At 74.2% G+C, this 16,678-nt stretch carries 16 protein-coding genes; 15 read left to right on the top strand and 1 reads right to left on the bottom strand.

The window, feature by feature from the left end:
* Positions 1-8 precede the first annotated feature (8 nt).
* The 15 genes from ABZS58_RS23560 to ABZS58_RS23490 all read left to right on the top strand — a co-directional run bounded on the left by ABZS58_RS23560 (position 9) and on the right by ABZS58_RS23490 (position 15,490).
* Entirely contained in the window at positions 9-785 is a 777-nt protein-coding gene (locus tag ABZS58_RS23560) for an SAM-dependent methyltransferase (RefSeq protein ID WP_354784760.1), read from the top strand.
* 231 nt (positions 786-1,016) lie between these two features.
* On the top strand, positions 1,017-2,651 hold the full coding sequence (locus ABZS58_RS23555; protein WP_354784758.1) for a DUF4331 domain-containing protein: 1,635 nt from the start codon (positions 1,017-1,019) through the stop codon (positions 2,649-2,651).
* Positions 2,652-2,715: 64 nt separating this feature from the next.
* Entirely contained in the window at positions 2,716-3,993 is a 1,278-nt protein-coding gene (locus ABZS58_RS23550; protein WP_354784756.1) for a hypothetical protein, read from the top strand.
* The gene (locus ABZS58_RS23545; protein ID WP_354784754.1) at positions 3,990-5,402 is read left to right on the top strand and encodes a hypothetical protein; all 1,413 of its coding nucleotides are present in this window, start codon (positions 3,990-3,992) and stop codon (positions 5,400-5,402) included. Before ABZS58_RS23550 ends, ABZS58_RS23545 begins: the two co-directional genes overlap by 4 nt.
* Before the next feature lie 434 nt (positions 5,403-5,836).
* Positions 5,837-6,823: a hypothetical protein gene (locus ABZS58_RS23540; protein WP_354784752.1), complete on the top strand. Its 987-nt coding sequence runs from the start codon at positions 5,837-5,839 to the stop codon at positions 6,821-6,823.
* 333 nt (positions 6,824-7,156) lie between these two features.
* The gene (locus ABZS58_RS23535; RefSeq protein ID WP_354784841.1) at positions 7,157-9,427 is read left to right on the top strand and encodes an ATP-dependent Clp protease ATP-binding subunit; all 2,271 of its coding nucleotides are present in this window, start codon (positions 7,157-7,159) and stop codon (positions 9,425-9,427) included.
* A gap of 37 nt (positions 9,428-9,464) precedes the next feature.
* Complete coding sequence (locus tag ABZS58_RS23530; RefSeq protein WP_354784750.1) at positions 9,465-10,091, top strand: TetR family transcriptional regulator; 627 nt, start codon at positions 9,465-9,467, stop codon at positions 10,089-10,091.
* Entirely contained in the window at positions 10,088-10,447 is a 360-nt protein-coding gene (locus ABZS58_RS23525) for a DoxX-like family protein (protein WP_354784748.1), read from the top strand. The genes ABZS58_RS23530 and ABZS58_RS23525 overlap by 4 nt, the downstream gene beginning before the upstream one ends.
* A 58-nt stretch (positions 10,448-10,505) precedes the next feature.
* Positions 10,506-11,318 (top strand): methyltransferase domain-containing protein, encoded by an 813-nt coding sequence (locus ABZS58_RS23520; protein WP_354784746.1) that lies wholly within the window; start codon positions 10,506-10,508, stop codon positions 11,316-11,318.
* A complete protein-coding gene (locus ABZS58_RS23515; RefSeq protein ID WP_354784744.1) occupies positions 11,315-12,079 on the top strand; it encodes a DUF2071 domain-containing protein in 765 nt (254 codons plus the stop codon). The genes ABZS58_RS23520 and ABZS58_RS23515 overlap by 4 nt, the downstream gene beginning before the upstream one ends.
* Entirely contained in the window at positions 12,076-12,768 is a 693-nt protein-coding gene (locus ABZS58_RS23510; RefSeq protein ID WP_354784743.1) for a methyltransferase domain-containing protein, read from the top strand. Before ABZS58_RS23515 ends, ABZS58_RS23510 begins: the two co-directional genes overlap by 4 nt.
* On the top strand, positions 12,765-13,175 hold the full coding sequence (locus ABZS58_RS23505; protein WP_354784741.1) for a hypothetical protein: 411 nt from the start codon (positions 12,765-12,767) through the stop codon (positions 13,173-13,175). Before ABZS58_RS23510 ends, ABZS58_RS23505 begins: the two co-directional genes overlap by 4 nt.
* A 47-nt stretch (positions 13,176-13,222) precedes the next feature.
* A complete protein-coding gene (gene pcaD, locus ABZS58_RS23500) occupies positions 13,223-13,987 on the top strand; it encodes a 3-oxoadipate enol-lactonase (RefSeq protein WP_354784739.1) in 765 nt (254 codons plus the stop codon).
* A 16-nt stretch (positions 13,988-14,003) separates the two neighbouring features.
* The gene (locus ABZS58_RS23495; protein WP_354784737.1) at positions 14,004-14,558 is read left to right on the top strand and encodes a hypothetical protein; all 555 of its coding nucleotides are present in this window, start codon (positions 14,004-14,006) and stop codon (positions 14,556-14,558) included.
* Positions 14,546-15,490 carry a nucleotidyl transferase AbiEii/AbiGii toxin family protein gene (locus ABZS58_RS23490; protein WP_354784735.1) on the top strand — a complete coding sequence of 315 codons (945 nt, stop codon included), beginning with the start codon at positions 14,546-14,548 and terminating at the stop codon, positions 15,488-15,490. Before ABZS58_RS23495 ends, ABZS58_RS23490 begins: the two co-directional genes overlap by 13 nt.
* On the opposite strand, the gene glgA is transcribed toward ABZS58_RS23490, so the two are convergent.
* On the bottom strand, positions 15,472-16,656 hold the full coding sequence (gene glgA, locus ABZS58_RS23485; protein ID WP_354784733.1) for a glycogen synthase: 1,185 nt from the start codon (positions 16,654-16,656) through the stop codon (positions 15,472-15,474). The genes ABZS58_RS23490 and glgA overlap by 19 nt on opposite strands.
* Positions 16,657-16,678 lie beyond the last annotated feature (22 nt).

Raw genomic sequence — 16,678 nt, 5'->3', positions numbered from 1 at the left:
GTGGGTGGATGACCGGTCTCGGCGACGTCGACGCCAGCGTTCCCAACGTGGCCCGCATGTATGACTACTACCTCGGCGGCTACCACAACTTCGCGGTCGACCGCGAGGCCGCGGAGAAGATCCTGGCGATCTTCCCGGACACGCCGGCGGCGGCGCGGACCAACCGGCGGTTCCTGCAGCGCGCGGTCCGGCACCTGGCGCGGGCCGGGGTGCGGCAGTTCCTCGACATCGGCACGGGCCTGCCGACGCAGGGCAACGTGCACGAGATGACCGACGGCAAGGTCGTGTACGTCGACAACGACCCGGTCGCCGTCGCGCAGGCACGGTCCCTTGTGGACGGTCTGGACCGGGTGTCGGTGGCGTGCGCGGACCTGCGGGAGCCGGAGGCGCTGCTCGCCGACCCGGCGGTCGCCGGGCACCTCGACTTCGGCGAGCCCGTCGCCATCCTGATGGTGTCGATCCTGCACTTCGTCCCCGACGAGGCCGGCCCGGGTGACCTCATCGCCCGGCTCCGCGACGCGACCGCGCCCGGCAGCCACCTCGTCGTGTCGCACCTGACGCTCGACGGGGTGCCCGCCGCACCCGCGCAGCAGGGTCAGCAGGTGTACCGGCAGTCCAGTGCGCCGATAGTCCCTCGCACCGCGGCGGCCATCGCGGACCTGTTCGCCGGCTACGACCTGCTCGAGCCGGGACTGGTGTGGCTCGGCGACTGGCGGCCAGACGACGATGAGGCGCAGGTGTCGCACGGCTACGGCGGCGTCGGGGTGCGCGGCGACCGGCACTGACGAGCGCCACGGACGGGTCACAGGCAGCGAGTAGCGGCAGCGTCCGGCGTTGACGAGCGCCACGGACCGGTCGCGGGCAGCGAGTAGCGGCAGCATTCGGAGCTGACCCCGGCCCGGATGGGTCGCTGACACCAAGCCGACACCGACCCATCCATCGACCCGGGCGAACGCGAAGGCCTCTCGTGCGGCGGTCCACCACAGGACCGCTCCAGACGCGGGAGGACCACCCTCATGACCACTCCAACCCGGGCAGGTCGCCGGTGGCGCGCCACCGCCGCCGCGCTCGTGGCGGCAGGTGTGGCGTTCGCCGGCCTCGGGCCCGGCACCTCGTCGGCCTCGAGCCACCGGGAGGCGCCGCTCGTCGCCGCCGACCCGGCCGTCGACAACACCGACCTGTACGCGTTCGTCAGCCCCGAACGGGCCGGGTACGTCACCTTCATCGCCAACTGGCAGCCGTTCTCCGAACCGGACGGCGGCCCGAACTTCTACCCCTTCGCCACCGACGCCGTCTACACCATCAACGTCGACAACGACGGCGACGCGAAGGCCGACGCGGTGTTCCGCTGGACGTTCCAGAACATCGACCGCCGCGGCGGCGACACGTTCCTCTACGCCAACGGCCCCGTCACCTCGCTCGACGACGAGAACCTGCTCTTCCGCCAGACGTACACCCTGGAGTCCTCGTTCCACGGGGAGCCCTTCAAGACCCGGGTCACCGGCGCCCCGGTCGCGCCGTCGCGGGTCGGCAAGGCCACCATGCCCGACTACGGCAAGCTGCGGGCGGAGGCGGACAAGCGGCTGCCCGGCGGCTGGAACGTCTACGCCGGCCAGGCCGACGACCCGTTCTTCCTCGACCTGCGGGTGTTCGACCTGCTGTACGGCGGCGACCTGAGCGGGGTCGGGCGGGACACCCTCGCCGGGTACAACGTGAACTCGATCGCGCTGCAGGTGCCGTTCTCCGACGTGGCGCTCAAGGGCGACGCGAAACGCAACCCGGTCATCGGCATCTGGTCGACCACGGAACGCGCCAAGACCCGCGTCACCGGCCAGGTCGGACCCGTCACCGGCGAGAAGGTCCAGGTGTCCCGCCTGGGCAACCCGCTCGTCAACGAGGTCGTCGTGCCGGCGTCGCTGAAGGACGCGTTCAACTCGATCAGCCCCGACAAGGACGCCGGCATCCCCGCCGTCGTCGCCCGTGTCACCGACCCCGAACTGCCGAAGCTCATCGAGAGCGTCTACAAGGTGCCCGCGCCCGCGGCACCCCGCAACGACCTTGTCGAGATCTTCCTGACCGGCATCACCACGAAGGCCGGCGGCCCGATCAAGGCCGACCTGAACTCGCAGCTCGACAACGCCGACGTCGTCGCGGCGAACTTCCGGCCGGCGGAGATGCTGCGGCTCAACCTCGGCGTGCCCGTCGCGGCGCAGCCGAACCGGCTCGGTGTCCTCGCCGGGGACCTGCAGGGCTTCCCGAACGGGCGGCGGCTCACCGACGACGTCGTCGACATCGCCGTGCAGGCCGTCGAGGGTGCGGCGCAGACCGGCAAGCTCGTCGAGGCCCTCGCCGCGGGCGACAAGGTCGACGCGAACGACAACGCCTTCGGTGGGGAGTTCCCGTACCTGGCGCTGCCCAACGGCGTTTCGGTGAACTCGCCCGTGAGCAAGGGCGGCTCCGCTGCCGGCACGTCCGGCGGCAGCCCTTCGGCCACGGCCGCCGCGGCGCAGCCGGACACGACGCCGTCGGCGTTCGAGTCGGGCACCGGCATGACGGCCGTCGCGGTCAGCACGTCGGCGATCGCGGCAGGGCTCGGCACCCTGCTCTTCGTCGGCTGGTGGCGGCGCCGCCGCGGGCAGCCGCAGCCCTGACCTGGTTTCCCGGGGCGCGTCCTGGTCACGGGCGCGCCCCACCCGCCATCGGCAAGGAGGAGTCATGCGGGTTCGCATCGTTCTGGGTGTGGTACTGGCGGCGACGCTGCTGCTCGGGCTGGGTGCCGTGCTCGGCCGTCCGACGGGCGGTGCTCCCGCCGCCGCGCCGGCCGAGCGTCCACAAGCGACGAACCGGCTCGCCGCGCTGCAGGAGCGGCTGCGGGCCGTGCCCGGCGACTGGACGGCGTGGGCGGCCCTGGGTGAGGCGTACCTGGAACAGGCCCGGATCAGCGCCGACCCGGCCTACTACCCGAAGGCCGAAGGCGCGCTGCGCAGGTCTCTGGAGGTCCGGCCCGACGGCAACGCCGACGCGCTCGCCGGGCTCGGCGCCCTGGCCAACGCCCGGCACGACTTCGCCGGGGCCAGGACCCTCGCGGAGCGGGCCCTGGCCGTCAACGCCTGGTCCGACACCGCATACGGGGTCCTCGCCGACGCCGAGACGCAGCTCGGGCATCCCGAGGCGGCGACGGCGGCGGTGCAGCGGATGCTCGACCTGCGGCCCGGGCTCGCGTCGTACACGCGCGGCTCGTACGACCTCGAACAACACGGCAAACGCACCGAGGCCGTCGCGCTCATGCGGCTGGCGCTGTCCACCGCCACGGCACCCGCGGACGTCGCGTTCTGCCACCAGCACCTGGGCAGCCTGGCGTGGGCGGCCGGCGACGTGGCCACCGCCGCCCGGCACGTGTCGCTCGGGCTGGCCGCCGACCCCGGGGCCGTCGGGCTGTGGCAGCTGAAGGCGAAGCTCGACGCGGCCGCCGGTGACCTCACCCTCGCACTGTCCTCATTGGACAAGGTCGTCGCGCGGACGCCGACCGTCGACGCGCTGCTCGACCGGGCCCGCCTGCTGCAGGCCGCCGGTGAGGATCCGTCGTCGTCCTTCGCGCTGGCCCGCGCCGCACACGCGCTCTTCACCGCCAACGGTGGCACCGACGACCTCGGCGCCGCGTCGCTCGCCCTCGCCTCCGGGGACGCCGCCGGCGCGGCCCGGCTCGCGCTCGCCGAATGGGACCGGCGGCAGTTCGGCGAGGTCGCCGACATGGTCGCGTGGACGCTCCTCGCCGCCGGTGAGCCGGGTGCGGCGCTGCCGTTCGCCCGCCGGGCCAACGCGCTCGGGCAGGTCGACGCGACCCTCGCCTACCACTACGGCATGGTCGCGCACGCGGCCGGTCTCAAGGACACCGCGCTCGTGCAGCTGCGGCTCGCCCTCGCGCTCAACCCGACGTTCTCCCCGACCGACGCGCCGATCGCGGTGCGTACACTCGCCGCTCTGGAGTCATGATGCGTGGCTTGCTGCTCGTCTGCTGCGCCGCCGTGGCCGGCGTGTTCCTGTGGCCCTCCGGCGCTTCCGCGCACCCGCTCGGCAACTTCTCCGTCAACCAGCTCGGCGCGCTGACTCTCGCTCCCGACCGGGTCACGGTCGACTACGTCGCGGATCTCGCCGAGCTTCCCACGCTGCAGTCCGCGCCCTCGTGCACGGCGGTGGCGCCCGCCTTCCGGGTCACCGTCGACGGCCGCCCGCTCAGCTGGACGATCGACCGTTCGTCGTTCGCCTACTCCCCCGGCGCGGCGGGCCTGCGCACCAGCCGCCTGGAATGCTCGCTGTCCGCCGCCGCCGTCGTGGGTTCGTCCACTGTGGAGGTCACCAACGACTTCCTCGCCGACCGCATCGGCTGGCACGAGCTGACCGCCGCGGCGTCGGGTGTGCACCTCGTGGACTCGCCGCTGCCGGTCGCCTCGGCCTCCGACGGGCTCCGTTCGTACCCGGACGACCTGCTCAGCTCGCCGCCGTCGGTGCGCACGGCGACGCTGCACGTCGCGCCGGGCGGCGGCACGGCCGGTCCCGCCCTGTCGTCCGCTCCGCCGCCGCCGTCGGTGCTGCCGGGCTGGGCGGGGAGAGCGGAGCTGACGCTGCGCGGGTGGGTCGCGCAACGGGAGCTGACGCCGTGGGTCGGGTTCCTCGCCGTCCTGCTCGCCCTGACCCTCGGCGCCGCGCACGCCGCGCTGCCGGGGCACGGGAAGACGGTGATGGCCGCGTACCTCGCCGGCCGGGCCGGCCGGCCCCGCGACGCGCTCGCGGTCGGCGCCACCGTCACCCTCACCCACACCGGCGGCGTCCTGCTGCTGGGCCTGCTGCTGACGAGCCTCGCCGGGCTCGCCGGGGAGACGGTGCTGGGGTGGCTCGGGGTGACGAGCGGCGCACTGGTCGCGGCGATCGGCCTGGCCATGCTCCTGTCCCGCCGGGGCGCCCCCCACGGCACGGGCTCCCACACCCACGGCCCGCACTCCCACTCCCATCATGAACACGGCCATTCACACGACCATGACCATGACCACGGGCATGAGCACGGGCATGAGCACGGGGGCGGGACGGAGCGGCCGAGCCGGCTCGCGGTGGTCGGGATGGGCGTCGCCGGCGGTCTGGTGCCCAGCCCGTCCGCCCTCGTCGTGCTCCTCGGTGCCGTCGCGCTCGGAAGGACGTGGTTCGGGGTGCTGCTCGTCCTCGCGTACGGCATCGGCATGGCCGCCACCCTCACCGCCGCCGGCCTGCTGCTCATCCGGGTCCGCGACAGGTGGCCCGCCCGCCTGCGCCTCAGCGACCGCCTCACCGGGCTCGCCCCCACCGGCACCGCCGCCCTGGTCCTCCTCGTCGGCTCGGCCCTCGCGGTCCGCTCCCTCGTCACCCTCTGAAGTCCCCCGGCCGGTTGTCCACAGGCACGGATCCGTGCTGGCGCACCCGGCCGGGGCACCCTCACCCTCGACGGGTGCCAGAGCGCCGCCGCGGCCGCCGTCTTCCTCCGCCGCGCCGGCTGGCGCGCCCTCCCGACGCGCTGCGGCCCGCAGTGCCGACTACCCGGTGGATCCCTGTTGCCCTGACCACAGGGATCCACCGGGTTGTGGCGGGTCGCTCAGTCCGCTGTCGGCGAACGGCTGCGGGGGCGACGGGTGGGGGTGCGGCGGTATGGTCAGGGTGGGCGGTGCGCCTGCCCGAGCCCCGACACGGCTGCCCACGCCGGCCGTGCCCCGAGGCCAAGAGGCTCAGACTCAGCGCGGTGGTGCAGGCTGCCCGGCGGAGATCCGCCGTCCGATCGGTGCGAGCGTGGGTCGACGCCGGAGGTCTCGTGATGGCAGACGAAGCGGACAACCCCACCCCCGGGCCGGACGCCACGGAACCGGAGCCAGGCGGGGCGGGTGAACGTGGGCGAGGGCGGCGGGACCGGAAGCGGCGGCGGGCGATCAGGGCGCACGCGGCGCAGGCCGGGGTCGCGTATTCGGTGGCCGCGCGGCTGCTCGCCGGGGCCGGGGTCGGGCCGGGTGAGAGCCTGGCGAGCCTCGGCAGGACCGTGTATCCGGCCGGGGTCCCCGGGAGGTGGACCGTGCAGGGGCGGGAGTGCCGGCCCGGGCCGGTGAAGCTGCACGACACGCGGCGGGCGGCGCGGCCGGCGGGAGGACGGGCCGCGCACCTGGTGGAGCGGTTCCCGGCGGGTGAGGGGCCGGCGGGTGCGTGCTATGCGGGTGACGGCGTCGAGGACCTCATCGCGATGCTGTATCTCGTGGTCGTGCGGGAAGCGCCGGGGCTCATGCCGGCGGCGCTCGACCTCGCCTGGACGGCGGAGCTGGGTGAGGAGACCGCGGTCGACATGGAGTGCGCGGAGCTGGACCGGGCCGCGCGGCGGGTCCTGGACGGCGGGGTCGCCGGGCTGTGGCGGCGGGTCGAGGAGGCGTTGCGGCACGGGCAGGACAACGGCAGCCCCGCGGTGCGGCACGACGCGGACCGGCTGATGCTCGTGTGCCGCGGGTTCACGATGCCGGTGGAGGGGGCGGACGGGGAGCCGTACGTGCTGCGGGCACCCTGGGACGGCGCCCGGCAGGTGCTCGACGCGCTGCTGGTCGTCGCCGACGACGGGCATGCGCCGGGGACGAGGATCAGGCCGGTGGGGACCCTGACGCAGGGCACGATCGTCGGAGCCCGGTGGGGCGCGGCCGGCCCCCCGCTGGGGTACGACGTCCTGCTCGACGACGCCCCGCGGGGCCGCACCCGCACGATGCGCCCCGAGGACCTCGTCGTCCTGCCGGTCCAGGAGTCCGACGCCGCCGCGCTCCAGGTCTGACCCAGGAACCGCGCTCCAGCCCTCCGCCGAGGCAGCGCTCGCAGACAGCGTTCAAAGAGCTGCGCTCAAAGCCGCGCCGCAGGCGCACCCGCAGGCGCACCGCAGAAGCCGGCGCAGAAGCCGCGCAGAAGGCGCGCCGCAGGCGCACCGCGGGGGCTGCGCTGGAGGGGGGCGAGGGCGGTATGGTGGAGGCGGCAGCGCGCCTGCCCGTGCCGCGGATCGACGGAGCCCACGCCTCCGCCGGCGGCCAAGAGGCTCCGACTCAGCGCATCCGATGAAACGGATGCGTGGGTGCGTGGGCCCCCGCCGCACCAGGCGGAAGGCGTGATCGTCATGTTCGAGCGGTTCACCGACCGGGCCAAGCGCGTCGTCGTGCTCGCCCAGGAGGAAGCCCGGATCCTCAACCACAACGCGATCGGCACCGAGCACCTCCTGCTCGGCCTCATCCAGGAGGGCGACGGCGTCGCCGCCAGGAGCATCGGCGCGCTCGGCATCTCCGGCGACGACGTGCGGCGGCGTGTCGAGGAGGTCATCGGTCACGGCGCGCAGGCGCCGGGCGGGCACGTCCCGTTCACGCCGCGGGCCAAGAAGGTCCTGGAGCTGGCGCTGCGGGAAGCGCTGCAACTGGGGCACAACTTCATCGGCACCGAGCACCTCCTGCTCGGCCTGGTCCGGGAGGGCGACGGCGTCGCCGCGCAGGTCCTCGTCCAGCTCGGCGCCGACCTCAACCGGCTGCGGGCCCAGGTGATCCAGCTGCTGTCCGGGCACCCGTCCAGCACCGCGGAGCCGAAGCACGCCGCGCCGACGGTGCTCGACCAGTTCGGCACCGACCTGACCGCCGCCGCACGGGACGGGCTGCTCGACCCGGTCGTCGGCCGCGAGGCGCAGGTCGAGCGGATCATCCGCGTGCTGTCGCGGCGGCGCAAGAACAGCCCGGTGCTGACCGGCCCGGCCGGGGTCGGCAAGACCGCGGTCGTCGAGGGCCTCGCGCAGCGCATCGTCGCCGGTGACGTGCCCGCGAGCCTCAAGGACCGCAGGCTGTACACCCTCGACCTCGGCGCGCTGGTCGCCGGCTCCCGGTACCGTGGCGACTTCGAGGACCGCCTGAACAAGGTCACCAAGGAGATCCGCGGCCGGGGCGACATCATCCTGTTCATCGACGAGATCCACAACCTGGTCGGCGCCGGCGCGGCCGAGGGCGCCATCGACGCCGCGTCGCTGCTCAAGCCGCTCCTCGCCCGTGGTGAGCTGCGCACGATCGGGGCCACCACCGACGAGGAGTACCGCCGGTTCATCGCCAAGGACGGGCCACTCAACCGGCGGTTCCAGCCGGTCCCGGTGCCGGAGCCGACCGCCGAGGAGACGGTGCTGATCCTGCGCGGGCTGCGCGACCGGTACGCGAGCCACCACGGCGTCACCTACACCGACGCGGCGCTGCGGGCGGCGGCGCTGCTCGCCGACCGGTACATCGTCGACCGGCACCTGCCGGACAAGGCCATCGATCTCATCGACGAGGCCGGCGCGATGCGGGCCGGCAGCGACACCGGCAGCGACACCGGCAGGGAAATCGGCAGCGACGTCGGCGAGGACGACATCGCGGCCGTGCTGTCGGCGTGGACGGGCATCCCCGTGCACCGGCTCACGGAGCAGGAGAGCGCCCGGCTGGTCCGGATGGAGCAGACCCTGCACGAGGAGCTCATCGGGCAGGACGCGGCGGTCGCGGCCGTGTCGCGGGCCGTCCGCCGCACGCGGGCCGGGCTGAAGGACCCGCGCCGGCCCGCCGGGTCGTTCATCTTCGCCGGGCCGTCCGGCGTCGGGAAGTCGTCCCTGGCCAAGGCCCTCGCCGGGTTCCTGTTCGGCAGCCGGGACGCGCTGATCCAGCTGGACATGTCGGAGTTCCACGACCGGGCGACCGTGTCGCGGCTCGTCGGCGCGCCGCCCGGATACGTCGGGTACGACGACGGCGGCCAGCTCACCGAACGGGTCCGCCGGCGGCCGTTCTCGGTGGTGCTCTTCGACGAGGTGGAGAAGGCGCATCCGGACGTGTTCCACACGTTGCTGCAGATCCTCGAGGACGGCCGGCTCACGGACGGGCAGGGCCGGGTCGTCGACTTCAGGCACACCGTGCTCATCCTGACCACCAACCTCGGCACCCGCGACCTGGCGCTCCAGGCGGGCTTCCAGTCCTCGGCGCTCCCGGTGTACGAGCTGCAGCGCCGCAAGGTGGAGGACGAGCTCAAACAGCACTTCCGGCCCGAGTTCCTGAACCGGATCGACGAGACCGTCGTCTTCCACCAGCTCGGCCCGGACGAGATCGGCGGCATCGTCGACCACCTGGTCCTGGACGTCGCGTCGCGGCTCGCCGTCCGCGACATCGGGCTGGTGGTGACACCGACGGCGCGGCGGCACATCACGCGGCGGGGACACGACCCGGTCCTCGGCGCCCGGCCGCTGCGCCGCACCGTGCAGCGCGAGGTCGAGGACCCGCTGTCGGAGCGGATCCTGCTCGGCACGCTGCGCCCCGGCGACACCGTCACGATCGACGGCGGTGACGGCGGTCTCACGTACACCACTTCCGAGGAGCTTGAGCGAATGCTTAAATAAGGCAGTTGAGCGACTGCTCAAGGAACGGGGGTGGGCAGTGGCCGACACGAAGGAACGCCTGGTCGACGGGGCGATCAAGGTCCTGGGCAGCGACGGCCTCGCCGGGGCGTCCGCACGGGCGATCGCCACGGCGGCCGGCGTCAACCAGGCGCTCGTCTTCTACCACTTCGGATCCGTGGACCAGCTGCTCTCGGTCGCCTGCCGGCAGGCGACCGAGAGCCGGGTCGCGCTCTACCGCGAGCGGTTCACGGCGGTGGCGAGCATCGGGGAGCTCCTCGACGTCGGCCGGCAGCTGGAGCTGACCGAACGGGCCGAGGGCAACGTCGCGATCCTGGCCCAGCTGCTCGCCGGCGCCCAGACCGACGAGCGGCTCGCCCCGGCCGTCGCCGTGTGCCTCGACCTGTGGATCACCGAGATCGAGGCGGTGCTGCGCCGGATCACCGCGACGTCGCCGGTCGCCGACATCATCGACGTGCCCGGCCTGGCCAGGATCGTCGCGTCGACGTTCATCGGCCTGGAGCTGTTCGGCGGCGTCGACCCCTCCGGCGCGGCCGCCGCGATCGCCGCCCTGGAGCGGCTCGCCGTCCTCGTCGAGGTCGTCGACGGCCTCGGCCCGGTCGCGCGCCGCGCGTTGAAGGCGACGCTCAGGAAGGCCACGAAGTGACCCCGGTCCGGTTCGCACGGGCGGCGGTCGCGGCGGTGTGGCTGTACGAGGGCCTGTGGTGCAAGATCCTCGGCGGCGACCCCGCCCAGCGGGAGATCGTCGCCGAGGTGCCGATGCTGTCCCTCACCGCCATCGGCGTCGCCGAGACCGCCCTGGCCGTCTGGGTGCTGACGGGCCGGCACGCCCGGGCCGCCGCCGTGGTGCAGACGGTCCTGCTGGTCGCGTTCAACGCCGGCGGCCTGCTCCTCGCCGCCGACCACATCGCCGACCCGGGCAGGATGCTGACCGCCAACGCCGCCCTCCTCGCCCTCGCCTGGCTCCTGCCCCCGAAACCCGACCGGCCCGCGAATGCGTAATCCCTGGCAGCGGGGGCGGCTGACCGTAGGGCGCGGGCCTCAGGTCATGTTCGGCCGCATGTACGAGGACCCCGGCGCCGAGCTGAGCGTGTTCCCGCAGGCCGGGCGGGTCCTGGCGATCGCGTCCGCCGGTGACACGGCCGCCGCGCTCGCCCGGGCCGGGCACCGGGTCACCGCCGTCGACATCAGCGCCACCCAGCTCGCCTACGCGCAGGCCAGGCTCGCCGGCGCCCCCACCGTCACCGGCACCGCCGAGCGCCTCATGGCCGTCGCCCGCCGCGCCGCCGGCCTGCTCGTCCCCGGCTGGCGGCCCGCCGCGATGACCAGGTTCCTGCGCATGACCGACGTCGACGCCCAGCGCGCGCACTGGCGGGCGCACCTGGACCGGCCCATGCTCAGGGCGCTGATGCGGCTCGCGTTCGCCACGGCCGGGCTGGTCCGGCGCGACCTGTGGCGGGCCCTGCCGCCGAGGATGGACCTCGTCCTGCGCCGGCGCCTGGAGGCCGGCCTGACGAGCCACCCCAACGCCACCAACCCATGGGCGTGGCGCCTGCTGCTGGGCGGCTCCACCGACGAGACCCCGGTCGAGGGCATCGAATGGGTGCACGCCGACGTCGTCGAGCACCTCAGGTCGGTGCCGCGCGGCTGGTACGACGCCGTCACCCTCTCCAACGTCCTCGACGGCCCGCCGCCCGAGTTCGCCGGCGCTCTCGCCGCCGCGCTCGCCCACGGCGTCCGCCCGGGCGGACCGGTCGTCCTGCGCACGTTCCGCGACACACCGCCGCTGCCCGGCGACCCGCTCCCGGACCGGTCCCCGCTCTGGGGCGCCGTCGTCCGCCTCCACCCCCTCACCCTCGTCCCGGGGACATGACCATGCTGCAGGCACTGCGACGGCACCCGCTGCCGATGCGCACCACCTTCGGGCACTCGCTCGTCCTCACGTACGCGCTGCCACCGGCGGTCCTCGCGCCGCTGCTGCCGCCCGGGCCGGCCCTCGACACGTACGAGGGCCACGGGTTCGTCGCGATCGGCATCGTGTCCACGCGGCACCTGCGTCCGTCACCGCTGCCGCCGGCGCTCGGCATCGACGCGGTCCTCACCGGCTACCGGATCTTCACCACGTTCCCGACCCCGGCCGGGAAGAGCATGCGCGGCCTGTACATCCTGCGCAGCGACACCGATCGTCCCGCCCTCGCCGCCGCGGGCAACCTGCTCACCAGGTACCGCTACCACCTGGGCCGGGTCGGGCTCACCGTCGACGGCGACCGGCTCACCGCGACCGTCGACAGCCGCGACGGCGGCGCCGACCTGACCGTCACCGCCGACCTCGCCTCCCGTCCCGCGCCGCTGCCGCCGGGCTCCCCGTTCGCCGACCCGGCCGCCGCCCGCAGGTTCGCCGGGCCGCTGCCCTACACCTTCGACGCCGAGGACGACGGGATCGTCGTGGTGAAGGCGCACCGCAGCACGTGGGTGCCGGAGCCGGTCGCGGTCCAGGTCAGCCGGTGCACGTTCCTGGAGCGCGGCCCGTTCGCCGGGACGGCACCGGTCCTCGCGCACGCGTTCCACGTCGCGGGGATCGACTACGGCTGGCACCGCGGGGTCCGCCGCGCCGTCGACGGGAGCGCCCGATGATCAGGATGGTCCGCTACAACTGGCCGAAGTACCTCGTCACGGCGGTGGCCCTGGTCGTCGTGGCCGCGCTGCCGTGGCCGTGGCGGCTCCTCGCCGTCCCCGGCGCCGCCGGTGTCGCGGTGAGCCTCGCCGCGACCTGGTGGGCGTACGACCGCAGCCGCCTGTACGACTGGCGGTGGGCCCTCGACCTGCTGCCTCCGCCGCGACGGTACGCCGTGGTCAGCACCGGCCTCGACGAGATCAGCGGCACGCTGCGGCGGCTCCTGCCGGCGGCCGAGGCGACCCTCCTCGACTGCTACGACCCGCGGGTCATGACCGAGGGCTCGGTGCGCCGGGCCCGGAAGCTCACCCCGCCACCCCGCGGGTCGGTCCCCGCCGAGCCGGGGCGGCTGCCGGCGGCGACCGGTGGGCAGGACGCGGTGTTCCTCGCGTTCGCCGCCCACGAGCTGCGGGTCCCCGCGCAGCGGCGGGCCCTGTTCGCCGAGGTCGCCCGGGTCCTGCGCCCCGGCGGGCACCTCGTCCTCGTCGAGCACTGCCGTGACCCGGTGACCGTCGCCGCGTACGGGCCCGGCGCCTGGCACTTCTACCCGCGCCGCGAATGGCTGCGGCAGGCCGGCGCCGCCCGGCTCACCCTCGCGGCGGAGACGACGATGACGCCCCTGATCAGGGCCCTGGTGTTCCGCCGGTGACCGCCATCGACCTGCAGCTGCGCCTCGTCGGGGCGGTGCTCGTCGCCCTCGGCGTCGCCCACGTGGCACTCCCCGGCATCCTGGGCTGGCGGCCCCAGTTCGCGGCGCTGCGGCCGCTGACCCGGCACGTGCTGTACACCCACACCTTCTTCATCGGCGTCAGCTGTGTCCTGCTCGGCCTCGCCCCGCTGCTGCTCGCCGCCGACCTGCTCGCGCCCGGACGGGTCCCGGCGGCGGTCCTCGGCGCCGAGTGCGTGTTCTGGGGGCTGCGGTGGGCCGCGCAGTTCGTCGCGTTCCCGCCGTCGACCTGGCGCGGATCGCGGCTGCACCGGGCCGGGTACGCCGGGTTCACCCTGCTCTGGACGTGGGTCGTCGCGGTCTTCGCAGCGGCATTGTTCACACGCTGACACCTCGGCCGGGGTCCCCCGGGCCGGTGGCGTGGTACAACGACGCGGTGACGGCAACGACGCTGTTCCAGCGCACCAGTGGACCCCAGGGCGCGCCGGTCCTGCTGCTCGGCGGCTCGCTGGGCAGCAACCTCGACATGTGGCGCCCCCAGCTGCCCGCGCTCGCCGACCTGCGCGTGGTGCGCTTCGACCACCGCGGGCACGGCGCCTCGCCCGCGCCGCCGGGGCCATACCGGATCGACGAGCTCGGCCGCGACGTCCTCGCGTTGCTCGACCGGCTCGGCATCGCCAGGGCCTCCTACTGCGGGCTGTCCCTGGGCGGGATGGTCGGCATGTGGCTCGCCGCGAACGCGCCCGAGCGGATCGAGCGCCTCGTGCTGATCTGCACGGCGGCGCACCTGCCGCCCGCCGACGGCTGGGCCGCCCGCGCCGGGCAGGTCCGGACCGCGGGCATGGGCAGCATCGCCGACGCGGTCCTCGGCCGCTGGTTCACCCCACGGTTCCGGGCGGCGCTGCCGGCGAAGGTCGCCCCCTACCGGGCGATGATCGCCGCGTGCCCGGCGGAGGGGTACGCGGGCTGCTGCGAGGCGATCGGCGGCATGGACCTGCGCGAGGACCTGCCGCGGATCACCGCGCCGACCCTGGTCATCGCCGGCGCCGACGACCCGGCGACGCCGCCGGAGCACGGCGAACGCATCCACGAGGGGATCACCGGCAGCCGCCTGGTGGTGCTGCCCGGCGCGGCCCACCTCGCCAACGTCGAGCAGGCCGACGCGATCGGCCAGCTCATCCGGGACCATGTCCGTGGCTGAGTCCGTGGCTGAGTCCGTGGCTGACTTCGAAACGCATCTCACGGTGGTGTACGACGACCGCCTCGCCGACTGGGCCGCGGGCAATGGTCTGAAGTACACGCGGATCGAGCTGGACCGGGGTGCCGCGGCCGACCAGCCGATGCTGACCGGCAGGGGGCGCGGCGACCTGACGGGGCAGCGCGCGGCGGCCGGGGCCCTCGTGGACCGGCTGCGGGCCGACGGTTTCGTGGTGCGCCGGGTGAAGATCGAGGCGGCGCCCTGGCACCCGCCGGTGGCCGGCGGCTACTTCGAGCACCACGTGAAGCTGGTCCTGACCGGGGCGCAGGTCGACGCGGTCCGCGGCACGGCGCAGGCGCACGGCGCGCACCTGTCCCGCAACGCCAGACGGGTCCGCGACGACGGCCGGCACGAGCGGTTCGTGACCCAGCGGTGCTACGACGTGGACCGGCGTCAGGCCAGGGAGCGCCTCGATGCGCTGCTGGCCGGGCTGGCCCTGACCCCGGTCGAGGTCGAGGAGGAGTACGTGCTGGTCGACGACAACCCTGACCTGGACGCCGGATGGATCAGCTGACCGCGCACCGCGACGTCCTCGACCATGTCCTGGCCGTCGTCGCCGCCGACCCGATCTGCGACGCCCTGGTGCTGCGCGGGAGCATGACGATGCCGGCGTGGGTCGGTGGCCGGGCCAGACCGCCGGGGGACCTCGACTGGGTCGTCCGGCCCGTGGCGGTGCAGGGGCTGGACGACCGCGACCCGCACCCGTTCCTGGAGCGGATCGACCCGGTGCAGTACTGGCCGGAGGCGACGCAGGGCGCGGGCCGTGCCCAGCCGTGGGAGTTCCAGGACGAGGCCACCGGCGGTGTCCGGGCCCTGCTGCCGCCGGACGGCCTGCACTGGGTCCACGCGGTGGACGCCGACGCCGCCGACCAGCCGCATCTGGCGGTGCTGGACCTGCTGGAGCGGCAGCCGCGGACCCCGGGCGGGGCGGTCCTCGACGTCGGCGACGCCCAGCCGGACGCCGACTGGAACTACGCCGGCTACGACCTCGACTACGGCGGGGGCAGCGGCGCCCGGGTCCACATCCCATGGCGGCACGGCGACCTGACCGGCGACGTCCAGCTGGACTTCGCCTACGACGAGGCGCTGCCGGAGCCGCCGGTGCTGACCGCGGTCCCGCGCGGCTCCGGCGGCCCGCCGACGGCGGTGTGGACGGCGAGCCGGGAGCTGTCGCTGCTGTGGAAGCTCAGGTGGCTCGCCGAGGACCTGACCCTGGAGGGTGCCGCGCTGGGCAAGGACGTCTACGACGCGGTGCTGCTCGGCGAGCTCGACGGGGTCAACCTGCCGCCGCGCCTGCGCCGTCTCTTGCCGGCGCTCGACGTGGACGCGGTCCGGTCGATGAGCGTCGACTGGTCCGGTCACCCGGTCCACGACCCGGACAGCTGGCTGGACCGCCTGGCGTGGGCGGTCCAGCACCACTGCGTGGGTTACGACACCGAGCGGTAGACGTCGAGGGTCTGCTGGGCGATCGCCGACCAGGAGAAGTGGTCGAGGGCCCGCTGCCGTCCGGCCCGGCCGAATTCGGCGGCGCGGCCCGGGTCCTCCAGGAGCTCGTTCATCGCGTCGGCGAGGTCGGCGACGAACTTCGCCTCGTCCAGCGGGGTGCCGGATCCGTCGGTGACCTGCTCGATCGGCACGAGCAGGCCGGTCTCGCGGTCGGCGACGACCTCGGGGATGCCGCCGGTGGCGGTCGCGACGACCGCGGTCTGGCAGGCCATCGCCTCGAGGTTGACGATGCCCATCGGCTCGTAGATCGACGGGCAGACGAACAGGGTCGCGTGGGTGAGGACCTGGATGACCTCACGTTTGGGCAGCATCTCCTGGACCCAGACGACGCCGGACCGGGTGGCGCGCAGCTCGTCGGCGAGGGCGGTGACCTCGGCGGCGATCTCCGGGGTGTCGGGGGCGCCGGCGAGCAGGACCAGCTGCACGTCGGCGGGCAGCTTCCGGGCCGCGCGCAGCAGATAGGGCAGGCCCTTCTGGCGGGTGATGCGACCGACGTACACGACGCTGGGCCGGGCGGGGTCGATGCCGAGTTTCTGCATGACGTCCAGGCCGGGGTCCGGCGCGTACTGCTCGGTGTCGATGCCGTTGTAGATGACGTGCACCCGGTCCGCGTCGACGCGCGGGTAGGCCTTGAGCACGTCTGCCTTCATCCCGGCGGACACGGCGATCACGGCGTCGGCGGCCTCGATCGCGGTCCGCTCGCACCAGGATGAGAGCGCGTAGCCGCCGCCGAGCTGGTCGGCCTTCCAGGGGCGCAGCGGTTCGAGGCTGTGGGAGGTGATGACGTGCGGGACACCGTGCAGCAGTTTGGCGGTGTGCCCGGCGAAGTTGGCGTACCAGGTGTGGCTGTGCACCAGATCGGTGCCGGCCGCTCCCGCGGCCATCTCAAGGTCGACGCCCATGGTCCGCAGGGCGGCGTTGGCCCCTGACAGGCCGGGCGGGTCCTGATAGCCGACGACACCGGCTTCGCTGCGAGGGGCACCGAAACAGTGGACCCGGACGTCCAGGGGCAGCCGGCGCAACTCCCGCGCCAGGTACTCCAGATGAACGCCGGCTCCACCGTAAACGTCGGGGGGATACTCTCGAGTGAGCAGGTCTACACGCACACCCAAACACTAATCGCGTTCG

Origin of the sequence: Dactylosporangium sp. NPDC005555, from assembly GCF_040605635.1 — a bacterium.
In the GTDB taxonomy this organism is placed as follows: domain Bacteria; phylum Actinomycetota; class Actinomycetes; order Mycobacteriales; family Micromonosporaceae; genus Dactylosporangium.
This window is presented reverse-complemented; position numbering and strand designations above follow the sequence as displayed.